Origin of the sequence: Bacillus sp. TSO22, from assembly GCF_020223595.1 — a bacterium.
GTDB lineage: Bacteria > Bacillota > Bacilli > Bacillales > Bacillaceae > Bacillus > Bacillus inaquosorum.
In genome coordinates this window covers 28,481-41,703 of the sequence record NZ_JAHAWO010000015.1, presented here as the reverse complement: position 1 = coordinate 41,703, position 13,223 = coordinate 28,481, and the positions used below count along the sequence as shown (strand labels likewise).

The window sequence follows — 13,223 nt, the reverse complement described above, 5'->3', positions numbered from 1 at the left end:
GCTTCACACCTTTTTATTTTCTAGCTCTTGCAAATATTTTGATTGGTGTCCCTTCAAAACCGAACGCATCTCTGATTCGGTTTTCTAAAAAGCGTTCGTACGAAAAATGCATCAATTCCGGATCGTTTACAAACACAACGAAACTCGGCGGCTTCACCGACACTTGAGTCGCATAATAAATCTTCAAACGAGAACCGTTATGAGTCGGTGTCGGATTCATTGCCACAGCATCCATGATGACATCATTTAAGACATTCGTTTGAACTCGAAGTGAATGGTTTTCGCTCGCTTTAATAATCGCAGGCATCAGCGTATGGATCCGTTTTGTCGTTAAGGCTGACATGAATAGGATTGGCGCATAATCAAGAAATTGAAAATGATCACGGATATTTTCTTCAAATTCTTTCATCGTGCTTTCATCTTTGTCAACAGCATCCCATTTGTTTACAACGATTACGACGGCCTTGCCCGCTTCGTGTGCATAACCGGCGATGCGCTTGTCCTGTTCAATAATGCCTTCTTCGCCATCCAGCACAACCGCAACGACTTCTGAGCGGTCGATTGCTTTCAGCGCGCGCAGCACACTGTACTTTTCAGTCGTTTCATAGACTTTCCCTTTTTTTCGCATACCGGCAGTATCGACAATGACAAACTCCTGCTGGTTGTACGTAAATGCCGTATCAACAGCATCTCTTGTCGTTCCCGCCACGTTGCTCACAATGACGCGCTCTTCGCCGAGCATCGCATTCACAAGTGAGGACTTTCCGACATTCGGGCGCCCGATCAGGCAAAATTGAACAACTTCTTCATCATATTTCGTTTCAGGAATGTTTTTAAAATGCTCTGCAACGGCATCCAGTAAATCACCCAGTCCGAGTCCGTGTGTTCCCGAAATTGGATATGGCTCGCCAAAGCCAAGCGAATAAAAATCATAAATATTCGCTCTCATTTCTGTGTTATCCAGTTTATTAACTGCCAAAACAACAGGCTTTTTCGTGCGGTACAAAATTTTTGCTACTTCTTCATCAGCAGCTGTTACGCCTTCACGGCCATTCACCATAAAAATAATGACGTCCGCTTCATCCATGGCGATTTCAGCCTGCTGGCGAATTTGCGCTAAGAACGGCTCATCACCGATATCAATACCGCCAGTATCAATCAAATTAAAATCATAATTCAGCCATTCAGCCGAGCTGTATATCCGATCCCTTGTCACTCCAGGGGTATCTTCTACTATTGAAATTCTTTCTCCCGCAATCCGGTTAAAGATTGTGGATTTTCCTACATTTGGTCTCCCGACAATGGCTACGACAGGTTTACCCATAGTACCCTTCCTTTCGATCCAGCCGCTTTCATTTTTACATAAATTTTCAACCGGTTATTAAAATCATTTCATTCACTTTTATGAAAAGAAACCCTTCAGAGGAAGGGCTTAACTCATTTATTATATCAGTTTTTACTGGGATCACAACTATTCTTAGAAATGTTTCACGATCAAATACACGTCATCTCCAATTCTATGCGCTATTCCATCAAGGATCGCCTCAAGATTTTTAGCGAAAAGCTCCATCTCCTTTTGGTCATTGCAAAAAAAGACAGGCGCTCCCCCCGCAGCCCGGTTTCGGTTAGTCGTGATCACAGACAAAATCACTTTCGTGAGAGATTCGCTCATCCTATCACCTTATCCTGCTTTTTGATAAATTCCGTCGGCATTCTGATTGCGTTTTCCAAGGTTGGAACATTGCTGATGATTTGAACAGCCGTTTCGGGGTGGTTAATTTGCGGCAGAACAAAGACTGCCACTCTCCCGTCATTTAAATCCCGTTTTGCAATGGGCGTCAGAGACGGCTCGCCTGAGTCCCGATAAACCCCGAGCACATTGGAAACATCAAATAAAATCGCCTGGCGCTGCCCTAAGTTGGCAATCGTCGCTGCTGAATTAAAGTTTTTCGGCGTTAAAATAAAGCCCATGCCATGCTTTAAAATCAGCTCCTGTTTCTCCGGAAGCCCGATATTCATCATATAAATATTATCAACAAACAGTCCCGGACCGTCAAAGTGAGGCTTTATGTACTCGATGTCTACAATTTCCTTCAATACACTGCCCGACATAAATTTCATTGCCAGCAAAAAACAAACAATAGCCGCTATAATTGCAGCCCAAATGGATAAAAACACATACGCAGAGGTTGTCAAAAGCGCTGTAAAGATCACAATATAATTTCTGCTTTCAAACGCAATGGCAATTCCCTCAATATATGTGCTTCCCCTGGAGACAAGTTCATACGAATCCATTTGCGTCAGCGTGTTCCGCTCCATGTTTCGGACATCTCTAAATTGCGTCGCGGCTAACGTTAAAAATGTGATGGCCGTAAATTCCTCCTGCAAAAGCGCCGGCATAATAATTGCCCCTAAACCAGCCGCGATCAGCCCTAGTGCAATATGAATGACTTTCCCATGAATATAGGTCGGATACTGGCGGTAATCCGTTTTCAGCATATAAAGCCGTGTTGCTACTCCGGCAATGACCCCAGCAATAATCGGATAGATGTAATCACTCATGACATTTTGGTAGCTCCTTTGTTTGATCTTTTGCTTTTTTGACCAATTTGGCTTGCGAGCTGTTCGTATTTGGATATGCCAAACAGCAATATCATGCCCGCAGAACACGCATTCAGCCATTGAAAGCCGCCGACAGCCAATCCCCCAGCCAACTTCTGAATCACAAACGAATACACCAGTTCGCCTTGGCACATCCCTAGGACAAATAAGGTAAGCTGCTTCTCGAAATCCCTTTCAACTGAAGCTGTCAAAAGCACTAATAATATAACGGCAACCCACTCAGGTTTTATGATGAACCAAACCGGATCATATAATGCAAAAAGATAGACAAACGCATACCCGCCAACAAGCGTCAGAAAGACCATGAGATAACGAAAACGATACATTCCCAAATACCCGGCATAGACACACCCGCAGACGAAAAACATCATATAAGCAGCATTCAGGGAAAAATATAAAGTAATGTCATGTATGCTTAGGATTATATTAGTCAAAATAAAGACAGAGACGGCAAATCGTCTTTTCGTTTTTTCAAAAATAAATGTTGTCAGGACCCACAGAAACCACATTGACCAATAGTAATAAAATTGTTCCATATTGCTTCCTCCATACTCCCAGTATGGAACCCAAGCGCTTTTTTTAAACAATCCATCTCACATTAAGGAGCATGATCATGGGAAAAGACAGACAGGAGAAAAAACTCAAAGCTTCTGGCAGAGTCGAATCAGACCGAGACCAGTCCATTCACTATGACGGAGCGACAAGCCTTGAACAAAACGGAAGCTTCAAAAAGCGAAAATCATAAAACAAAAAGCCCAAAACTCATAAGGTTTTGGGCTTTAATATTTATCGCACACTATAGCTGGACGTATCGATCCCTCTCTCTGTAAGCCAATGATGGGTTTCACCTTTGATCACAAGAGGCGCCTTTTGCAAATCAGAAATCGTTCTGGCGCCCAGCACGGTCATAATCATTTTCAATTCCTCAAGGATCAGCTGAATCTCCTCAAGCAGTCCTTCCTCGCCGCTGTCAGTCAGCACTTTTAAAAAATGTCCTGCCATTCCGGTGCAAGAGGCCCCAAGCGCAATTGCCTTCGCCACATCAAGCGCATCCTGCAGGCCGCCGGACGCAATCATTGTGCTTGCAGGAAACGAAGAGCGGATTTCCGCCAAACTTGCGGCTGTCGAAATGCCCCACGAGTCAAAAAAAGTAATTTGCCGCTGTCTTCGGAGATTTTCGATTTTCGAAAAATTTGTACCCCCGTAACCGCCAATATCAACAGCTGCCGCTCCAGCTTCATACAGCTTCCCTGCTGATTCTTTGCTCATACCGAAGCCGACTTCTTTCACAATGACTGGTACACTGACCTGGCTGCAAATTTGTTCAATGCGGTTCAGAGCGCCGCTAAAGCTTCGGTCTCCTTCAGGCATCACAATTTCCTGAATCACATTTAAGTGAATCTGCAGCGCATCCGCTCCAATCATATCAACTGCTTCCTTTGCATGATCAGCTGTCGCCTCGCTCCCCAGGTTGGCAAAAATCAGCCCGTTTGGGTTTTCCTTTCGAACGATTTCATACGAAACACGCTCTGAGGGATCTTTTAATGCGGACATTTGCGATCCGACAGCAAGAGGTATTCCAGCCTGACGAGCCGCTCGTGCAAGCGATTTATTTATTTCATATGTAAGTTGTCCGCCGCCGCCAGTCATTGCATTGATAAAAATCGGCGAACTGCTTGAAAGTTCGCCGATTTTTGTGGAAATATCTACTTGTTCTAATGCAAGATCGGGCAGACTGACATGAACAAACGTAATATCATCAAGACCCGTTTCCCGCTTTTGGCCAGTGGACAGGGCATGATTGATGTGTTGTCTTTTCCGTTCTGCTCGAGTCACGTTTATCACCAATTATTTTAGTTTATTCAGCTTATCTCCGATCAGATCTCCAAGCTGGAAGCCAGTGCTTGTTTCTTCCTTCGCCTGATATTGACGGTAATCTTCCTGATCGGCTTTAGGCGCTTCTTCAAGTTCACGCATGCTTAATGAAATGCGCTCCTCATTTTCATTCACATCAAGAACCTTCACTTTTACAGTCTGTCCTTCTTCAAGGACTTCATGCGGCGTGCCGATGTGTTTATTAGAAATTTGAGAAATATGAACGAGACCTTCAACACCTGGAAGGATTTCAACAAAGGCACCGAAGCTTACCAGACGCTGTACAGTTCCTTCAAGCACATCACCAGGTTTCACTTTCTCGCCGATTTGGCTCCAAGGTCCAGGCAGTGTATCTTTGATAGATAAAGAAATACGTTCATTATCACGGTCAACCGATAATACTTTCACTTTTACTTCCTGTCCCTCTTCGACAACGTCAGACGGCTTCTCTACATGGGAGTGGGAAAGCTGTGAAATGTGTACAAGTCCGTCGATACCGCCGATATCAACAAACGCGCCAAAGTCAGTCAGGCGCTGTACTTTTCCATCGAGTACACTTCCAACTTCAAGAGACTGAAGAAGTTCTTGTTTTTTATTCGCTTGTTCACTTTCAACAACGGCACGGTGTGAAAGGATCACGCGGTTTTTATCACGGTCAAGCTCTACAACGAGCAGAGACAGTGTTTTCCCTTTATAGTCAGTAAAATCTTCAACGAAATGCGCTTCAACAAGTGATGCCGGGATAAAACCTCGAACGCCGATATCAACGACAAGGCCGCCTTTTACGACATCTTTTACTTCAGCTTCAAACACTTCTTTTGTTTCAAATTTTTTCTCAAGGTCTTCCCAAGCGCGGTCTGCATCAACAGCACGTTTAGATAAAATCAAAGCATCGTCTTCCACTTTTGTTACTTTCAGGTCAAGCTCGTCGTCTACTTTTACAACATCCGATGCTTTCTCTACATGAAGACTTGATAATTCACTGATTGGAATAATGCCGGACTGTTTGACATTGATAATTTCAACATCCACATGCTTGTCCTCTACCTTTGTCACAATCCCTTTAACTACATCTCCAACCTCTGGCACTTGAACATCAATTTGATTCATTTCCTCTGTCATTTGAATAACCTCCTTGGTCCAAACCTACACAGCTTAATTAAAACGGTTTGAAAGCTGAACATATAAACATGCCCGCTTTTAGCCGAATATGTATTAAAGAATCATCCAAAAAAGTTTTTTGAATGATCAATAAAAAGTTTTATTAGTATTAACTTCTAATAAAAGGACAGGTTTGTCAAGCAATAACATTCTTTCTTCGTTGAAAAATTCAAAAAAAGTGGCATTCGCCTTAATCAGCGGGACTTTTGCTCCACTGCCTCAAGGATTTTATCAGCTACTTCTTGAATAGAAAGAGATGTCGTGTCGATTTCAAGAGCGTCTTCTGCTTTGCGCAGGGGAGATACTTCGCGCTCTGAATCAAGCTTGTCTCTTCTTGCAATTTCCTCAATTAATGTTTCGTAGTTGACATCGAAGCCTTTTTTCACATTTTCTTCATAACGGCGTTTCGCTCTCTCTTCAACAGATGCCAAAAGAAAAATCTTCACTTCTGCATTCGGCAGCACGTGAGTCCCGATATCACGTCCATCCATGACGACGCCGCCTTTTTCCCCAAGCTGCTGCTGGCGCTTCACCATTTCTTCTCTGACGCTTCTATGCTTGGCCGCAATTGAAACTTGGTTGCTGACTTCATCTGTTCTGATCGCCTCGGTTACATCGGTGCCGTTAACGAGTACTTTTTGTCCTTCTTTTGTTGTAATCAGTTCAATGTTTGTCCGCTTTAGCAGCTCAGCCAGTTTTTCTTCATCTGTCAGATCAACGTTTTCCTGTAAAGCCGCGTACGTTATCGCCCGATACATCGCTCCTGTATCAATATATATGTACGATTTTTTCTCAGCCACAATTTTGGCAACGGTGCTTTTCCCCGCAGCTGCCGGGCCGTCGATTGCAATCGATAATTTCTTTTCCATAATTCCTCTCCTTGCTCTTTTCTCCTCTATGGATTGTATCACGAACTTTATGAAAAAGGGTGAAAAATTGATGAATAATTAATGTTTGAAGGTTTCAATCTTATTGTCCCCCTCCATGTTATCCACCCCTTCATATTGAATCACTTTTGATACATAAGGTTCAATATGCTGATAGTGAAAAAGAAACTGGACACTAAGTAAAATGATGGCCTGAATAAACAATATTTTAATTAGCAGCCGTTCAAATGTTTTCATCGGAGCACCTCCATCACAAATAGTATGGAAGTGTTTGCCGATGTTTATTCCATCCGGGCCTTTCTTCTCTTATTTAACTGGCGCCGGATGCAATATTGAAGCAGGAACTGCTGGTCACTTGCTGCGATTCCCGTATACTCAATGGTCATTTTACGTTTCCTGGATTTTGGATCATTAAAGATTCGTCTGACAACGGCTGCTGTTTCTATTTGACGTGTGTTCTCCTCTTCAGAAAGACTGATGATAAGGCGCAATGATTCTCCGGATTGAAAAGAACGGCCATCAGCTAAAATCACGGCGATGCCGCCTGCACTGATGTTATAGGAAAGTGTGTGGAACCCTTCTTTTTCATCTGCAGGCTTAATTTGCACATCCAATACCGCATCAGACCTTACATACTGGCGGCGCTGGATTCGTTTCATTTTTTCACGGGGAGGCACTTCAAGACAAATCATTTGAAGTTTGTCCTTCACTTTACCTTTTATGCGGCTTGTAAAGCGGTAAGGAACTTCGTCTTTGCCCACAAACTCTACCATTACTTCCATATCGTTATGTAAAATCACAGTTCGCCCTGTAACTACATCAACAGGGTACGCAATCAAAAGCTCATTGTTTTCGATGCTTACTGCCTTGCTCTTTGCTTTTTTCAATTCATTTTCTTCTATATATTCTAAATGTACATTTTCCCCAATCTCTATCATCATTGACTTCACTCTTTCGTATTCAAATATACTCACTTTTTATTAAAGCATGTAATGAAAAAAAGGAAAAGACATTTAGTCCTTTCCTCCTATTTTTTATAGGTCTTTATATATAGGTTCGGCATTTTTTAGTTTTTCAACCTTTTCTTCCGATCCGTCTTTAGCATTAATATACATCCTGAATGTGTCGTTTTCAATGGTTCCGAGCATTTCATAGCACAACACTTCTTGCCCAACTTCATTTGTAATCAAAGCGAGCCTTGTTTCCCTCACTTGTACATTTTTATTTAATTTGGATTTTGCTTCTTCTTCAGTAATGGCTGGCTTAGCTATGTTTCTTTTTCTGTGGGATGTTAGGAAGTCTCTTGCTGAAAAGCCGACAACCTCACCGTCGTCCAAGGCCACTTTCATGCGAATCGCTTCTGGGTACATCCGGACTTTATTTTCAACAGGAACATATGAAAATACGCCGATTTTATCATATTGGGCACTTTCATCAATTTCCAAATCATCTGTTTCAAATCCGTTTTTCTTTAAAAAGGCGAGCGCGCGGTTCGATCCGTCATTCAAACTGATTTTCTGATTTTTCACTTCTCTGTTTTGGATCAAATATACCGGATGCCCGCCCTTTTTCGTAATATCCATATAAATCGCTGCTTTATGGTCTGGGTCTTTCATGCTGATGCTATATACGTCGCGATTTGTTTTTTTTCCGCTCTTTACCACTTTAATTGAGTAATTATCATCCGGGGCAAAGCGCTCAGCAATTTGTTTTGCTTCCTGTTCGGAAATTTCTTTTCCTTTCAGATGGCCGAAGCCTTTCTCTTCTTTTTTTGTGCTTGTGAAACTCGGGCCTAGATCAGTTCCAGTGGAAAATGCACCGACATTTTTTTCGACAGTTTTAAAGCTGTTGATAATCGTATTATCACTTTGTTTTTCGTCAGAAGCCAGCGCCATCTCTACGTCCATCCAGCGAAGGTTTTTGCTCATGACAAGGTGCTGAACATGACGCAGTTCATTTTGTATATCTTCGGATTGCTGATATAGCTTATTTAGTGAAGTATACTCTTTTTTATCAAGCGGCTTTTGGTCCAAATCTCTGACTGACGTTTTATAACTGAAATCGCCGATCTTTGATAATAGCTCTTCTGTTTTGTTAAACGGCATTAATGTAAGCGGCAGCTGACTGACACTGTTATGTGCTTCAGATGTAATCCTCCACACATCTACCAATGCAGGTGACAGCGATTTTTGGCTGTTCATAGCAAGTGTTGTTCCGATTTTATCATGAAGCTGATCCATCTGATAGGTAAGTTCATGAAACGCCCGCTGATAGTTATTTTCAGCATGAAGAAGAACTGCGTCTTTTTCCTGGTGCTCTTTGTATCCCCAGTAGCTTGTACCGACAATTGCAATACCGAGCACGGCGATTAAAATTCCTCTGATCATTTATCACACCTCTTTTTATGCTTTCTCATGTCCTGCTACTCACAGAAAATGTGTTTACCGATTCTTTTAATCTGCGGACGCCCCCAAATCCACGGACTTGTAGCTGTATCCGGGTTAAAGTAGTACAGCGCTTCCTCTGATGGGTCCCAGCCATTGATGGCATCCAATACTGCTTCTCGGGCCGTTTCATTAGGCTGCATGTAAATTTGCCCGTCGGCTACTGCTGTGAAGGCAAGCGGCTCAAAAATAACCCCGGCCACAGAATTCGGAAATAACGGGCTGTTCAATCGGTTCAAAATGACTGCTGCAATGGCAACCTGCCCCTCGTACGGCTCGCCCCGGGCTTCGCCATAAACTGCCTGAGAAAGCAGCCTGATATCATTGTTGGAAAATCCGCCAGGCATGTTGGCAGCGACCGCATCCTGTTTTCTTGCTTTTGCAGGTGTATTGTTTTGCTGTTTATTCGCTTTAGGCTGCTGCGTTGTTTTTTCCGCAGGCTGTTTCTGCCGCGCCTCTGCTTGCTGTCTTGCTTTTTGTGTTGCTGCTTTTGATGGTTTCGTCTGGTATTTCAGCGGAATTTTTCCGTAATGCGTGAATGTATTCCCTTTTTGAAGCTGCTGCATGACATATTCACGATAGTATTTAGATTTAGATATTAGGGTTTGCTTTGTTTTAGCTCCGACAAGGCCGTCAACCTCTTTTAACCCGAATTGATCCTGAAAATTTCGAACTGCCCAGTACGTTCCCCATCCATAAACCCCGTCAATTTTTCCGTTATAGTATCCATTGTATTGAAGGCGCGCCTGGAGTTCGACCACATCGTCTCCTGTTGCCCCTCTTTGAATGACCTGATTCGAAAAGGCAGCGATGGTTTCAGTATTGATAAACGTCGTTATTGTAAAGGAAAAAAGGATGAGACATGCCATAATCGATCCTTTGGACTTCATCTTTTTCAAGCCTCCTACAGCAAATTTTTAAGTGTAATCGTATTTTCTGTAACGAGGTTATTTTTATACACTCTTTCCTTGTTATCCCTCAAAACATAAAATCTCATTTGATAAATCGGCACATAAAAAAGCCGCACGGTTTCTGTGCGGCTTCTATATTTGCATCATATTGACGGAACGGGCTTTTTTCGCTTTGCGTAAACCAAACCACCATAAAAATAACATAAATGGAAGCATATAATAAATCCAATTGCTGAGTGCTGTGAGGATAAAATCATACGATCCATGCAAAAGTGACGGGACTGCTAAAGAAAGAATAAGCCACTTCACACGCGTCTTATCAGCGGAAAAACGGGCTTTCCCAAGGTAAAATCCCATAATAACGCCTATCAAGGCATGGCATGAAACGGGCAGCAGCGCCCTGACGAACGCATGCTCCACGCCGTGACCGATTAAGTATAGAATATTTTCGAGGGTTGCAAAACCGAGCGATACACTGGCCCCGTACACAATCCCGTCATAATGCTCATCAAAGTGGGCATGCGGGTAAACACTGACCATCAAAATAAACCATTTTAATGATTCCTCTAAAAACCCCGAAGATAAAAAAGAAACGAAAAAGCTTCCGCCTCCCACATTCTCTTTTTCAAGCACGTACTGGATAAACATCGTGGGAAATACAAGAACAACCCCTAGAAAAAACGATCGAAGCACCATATGTACAGGTTCATTATCATACTGATCTTTTAAATAAAAATAACTTAACAGCGCGATGCCGGGGGCAATTCCTGCAGAGATGATTGCAAACATCAGGCAACCTCTTTCCTTTATATTCCTAAGTCTATCCTACCATGTTGTTTATGATTTTACATCTGTCTACACTTAAAAAAACAAAAAGAGCATACGAATTCATCATATGCTCCCTTCTTTAATGATTTTCTCTTTTTGCGATTTCCTCTGCGATATGTCCCCCATGAAACCTGCCGTTTTCAATAAATATTTCATTTGCATTGTTCCCCGCAGCAATAACCCCGGCAATAAAAATACCTTCAACGTTTGTTTCCATGGTTTCTTCATTGAAAAACGGACGTCCTGTTTCTTTATCAATTTCAACACCCATTTTTTCAAGAAATTGATGGTCGGGATGATAGCCTGTCATGGCAAATACAAAATCATTTTTAATGGTAATGAGTTCCTTCTCGCCGGAGCGGAATACAACTTCATCCTCGGTGATTTTTTCTACACAAGCGCCAAATTCCATACGGATTGTTCCGTTTCTAACTAGCGATTCAAATTCAGGCAGAATCCAAGGCTTAATGCTTGGCGAATACTCATTGCCCCTGTATAAAACTGTGACACGCGCTCCAGATTTCACGAGTTCAAGCGCAGCGTCTACACTTGAATTTTTCCCGCCGATGACGACGACATCTTTGTCAAAGTACGGATGGCCTTCTTTAAAATAATGGAATACTTTCGGCAAATCCTCACCGGGTACGTCCATATAGTTTGGATGATCATAATAGCCTGTTGCAATAATACAATATGGTGTCGTGTAAGTTCCTTTTGACGTCTCTATCACGAATGTATTGTTTTCCGCCTTCGTCACTTTATGAACCATTTCAAACGCATTTACACGGATGTTTTTCCGCTTGACCACTTCCCTGTAATACGACAAAGCCTGAATTCTGACAGGCTTTCTGTTTTCCGTAATAAATGCCACGTCTCCGATTTCAAGCTTTTCACTTGAGCTGAAAAAGGTTTGATGCGTCGGGTAATTGTAAATGCTGTTAACGACATTGCCTTTTTCGATGACGAGGGCATCAATGCCAATTTGTTTTAGGTGAATGGCAGCAGATAATCCGCAAGGTCCTCCACCTATAATTATTGCTTTTTCTTGAATCATTTCCGTCAACTCCTGCGATTGGCATTTCATCATATTTTTCTATTTCCGAATAAAAAAATCTCCTATTTTATCATAGGAGATTTTTTATTTTTATGCAAATCATCAACTTATATCCAGCCTCTAAAACGCGAAGCTTCAGCCATTTTGCGAACGCCGACCATATAAGCAGCGAGTCTCATGTCAATTCTTCGGTTTTTAGCCATTTCATAAATATTGTTAAATGATTTGACCATCATTTTTTCTAATTTTTCTTCTACCTCTTCTTCACTCCAGTAGAAGCCTTGGTTATTCTGAACCCACTCAAAATAAGAAACCGTTACGCCGCCGGCACTTGCCAGCACATCTGGTACAAGCAGAATGTCCCGGTCTGAAAGAATTTTTGTTCCTTCAAGTGTCGTTGGCCCGTTTGCCGCTTCAACGACAATTTCAGCCCGGATATTATGGGCATTTTCTTCAGTAATTTGATTTTCAATCGCAGCAGGAACGAGGATATCACAATCCAGCTCCAGCAGCTCTTGGTTCGTAATGGTATCGTTGAAAAGCTTTGTTACGGTACCGAAGCTGTCGCGGCGATCGAGTAAGTAATCGATATCGAGTCCTTCTGGATCGTAAAGTCCGCCATATGCATCTGAGATGCCGACAACCTTTGCCCCTGCATCGTGCATAAATTTCGACAAATAGCTTCCCGCGTTTCCGAAGCCTTGGACAACGACACGCGCACCTTTAATATCGATGCCTTTTTTCTTAGCCGCTTCTTTAATACAGATGGTTACACCCTTTGCTGTCGCAGATTCTCTCCCGTGAGATCCGCCAAGCACAAGCGGCTTGCCTGTAATAAATCCAGGCGAATTAAATTCATCAATTCTTGAATACTCATCCATCATCCAAGCCATGATTTGTGAGTTTGTAAATACATCCGGCGCCGGCACGTCTTTCGTCGGACCGACAATTTGGCTGATTGCTCTGACATACCCTCTGCTCAGACGCTCCAGCTCTCTAAACGACATATCCCTTGGATCACAAACAATTCCGCCTTTACCACCGCCATATGGAAGATCAATTATGCCGCATTTTAAACTCATCCAAATAGAAAGCGCCTTCACCTCTTTTTCTGTTACGTTCGGGTGAAAACGTATCCCGCCTTTCGTCGGACCGACAGAGTCATTGTGCTGCGCACGATAACCTGTGAAAATTTTTACTGAACCGTCGTCCATACGAACAGGTATTTTTACCGTTAATAATCTCATCGGCTCCTTTAACAGTTCGTATACTTCTTCAGGATATCCCAATTTCTCCAGAGCCTTATGTATTACGGTTTGGGTTGATTTTAATACATCAAGTTTGTCCTCTTCTGTATGACCGGTGTTTCGATCGGCTGCCATTTGAGTTAACCTCCTAGAATCTTCTGTTTCTCACATGCTCCCTTTCAGAGAATAGTATA

General features: G+C 42.5%; 15 protein-coding genes. 1 reads left to right on the top strand and 14 read right to left on the bottom strand.

Annotation, left to right across the window (positions count from 1 at the left end):
- Positions 1-13: 13 nt before the first annotated feature.
- From der to KHQ79_RS19715, 4 genes are all read right to left on the bottom strand, one after another.
- Positions 14-1,324: a ribosome biogenesis GTPase Der gene (der, locus tag KHQ79_RS19730; RefSeq protein WP_003225506.1), complete on the bottom strand. Its 1,311-nt coding sequence runs from the start codon at positions 1,322-1,324 to the stop codon at positions 14-16.
- A gap of 153 nt (positions 1,325-1,477) precedes the next feature.
- Entirely contained in the window at positions 1,478-1,672 is a 195-nt protein-coding gene (locus tag KHQ79_RS19725; protein ID WP_004398137.1) for a capping complex subunit for YIEGIA, read from the bottom strand.
- A complete protein-coding gene (locus KHQ79_RS19720; protein WP_225516659.1) occupies positions 1,669-2,562 on the bottom strand; it encodes a YIEGIA family protein in 894 nt (297 codons plus the stop codon). The genes KHQ79_RS19725 and KHQ79_RS19720 overlap by 4 nt, the downstream gene beginning before the upstream one ends.
- Positions 2,559-3,158 (bottom strand): YphA family membrane protein, encoded by a 600-nt coding sequence (locus KHQ79_RS19715; RefSeq protein ID WP_004398139.1) that lies wholly within the window; start codon positions 3,156-3,158, stop codon positions 2,559-2,561. Before KHQ79_RS19715 ends, KHQ79_RS19720 begins: the two co-directional genes overlap by 4 nt.
- A gap of 77 nt (positions 3,159-3,235) precedes the next feature.
- Between KHQ79_RS19715 and KHQ79_RS19710 the strand changes: the two genes are divergently transcribed.
- Positions 3,236-3,367: a YpzI family protein gene (locus KHQ79_RS19710; RefSeq protein ID WP_004398140.1), complete on the top strand. Its 132-nt coding sequence runs from the start codon at positions 3,236-3,238 to the stop codon at positions 3,365-3,367.
- A gap of 41 nt (positions 3,368-3,408) precedes the next feature.
- Here the strand turns inward: KHQ79_RS19710 and fni are convergent, their stop codons facing one another.
- The 10 genes from fni to gudB all read right to left on the bottom strand — a co-directional run bounded on the left by fni (position 3,409) and on the right by gudB (position 13,164).
- Positions 3,409-4,458, bottom strand: coding sequence for a type 2 isopentenyl-diphosphate Delta-isomerase (fni, locus tag KHQ79_RS19705; protein ID WP_225516658.1), 1,050 nt, complete (start codon positions 4,456-4,458; stop codon positions 3,409-3,411).
- A 12-nt stretch (positions 4,459-4,470) separates the two neighbouring features.
- Positions 4,471-5,619, bottom strand: coding sequence for a 30S ribosomal protein S1 (gene rpsA, locus KHQ79_RS19700; protein WP_003225495.1), 1,149 nt, complete (start codon positions 5,617-5,619; stop codon positions 4,471-4,473).
- 233 nt (positions 5,620-5,852) lie between these two features.
- Entirely contained in the window at positions 5,853-6,527 is a 675-nt protein-coding gene (gene cmk, locus KHQ79_RS19695; RefSeq protein WP_004398144.1) for a (d)CMP kinase, read from the bottom strand.
- A gap of 78 nt (positions 6,528-6,605) precedes the next feature.
- Entirely contained in the window at positions 6,606-6,782 is a 177-nt protein-coding gene (locus tag KHQ79_RS19690; RefSeq protein WP_004398147.1) for a YpfB family protein, read from the bottom strand.
- Between the two features lie 44 nt (positions 6,783-6,826).
- Positions 6,827-7,483 carry a cyclic di-GMP receptor DgrA gene (gene dgrA, locus KHQ79_RS19685; protein WP_029316850.1) on the bottom strand — a complete coding sequence of 219 codons (657 nt, stop codon included), beginning with the start codon at positions 7,481-7,483 and terminating at the stop codon, positions 6,827-6,829.
- Between the two features lie 96 nt (positions 7,484-7,579).
- A complete protein-coding gene (ypeB, locus tag KHQ79_RS19680; protein ID WP_060398912.1) occupies positions 7,580-8,932 on the bottom strand; it encodes a germination protein YpeB in 1,353 nt (450 codons plus the stop codon).
- A 35-nt stretch (positions 8,933-8,967) separates the two neighbouring features.
- Positions 8,968-9,879, bottom strand: a complete 912-nt coding sequence (gene sleB, locus KHQ79_RS19675; protein WP_004398152.1) for a spore cortex-lytic enzyme — start codon at positions 9,877-9,879, stop codon at positions 8,968-8,970.
- A gap of 153 nt (positions 9,880-10,032) precedes the next feature.
- Positions 10,033-10,689 (bottom strand): glutamic-type intramembrane protease PrsW, encoded by a 657-nt coding sequence (prsW, locus tag KHQ79_RS19670; RefSeq protein WP_004398155.1) that lies wholly within the window; start codon positions 10,687-10,689, stop codon positions 10,033-10,035.
- A 118-nt stretch (positions 10,690-10,807) separates the two neighbouring features.
- Entirely contained in the window at positions 10,808-11,782 is a 975-nt protein-coding gene (locus tag KHQ79_RS19665) for a YpdA family putative bacillithiol disulfide reductase (protein WP_088110685.1), read from the bottom strand.
- Positions 11,783-11,889: 107 nt separating this feature from the next.
- Positions 11,890-13,164 carry an NAD-specific glutamate dehydrogenase gene (gudB, locus tag KHQ79_RS19660; protein ID WP_004398159.1) on the bottom strand — a complete coding sequence of 425 codons (1,275 nt, stop codon included), beginning with the start codon at positions 13,162-13,164 and terminating at the stop codon, positions 11,890-11,892.
- Positions 13,165-13,223 lie beyond the last annotated feature (59 nt).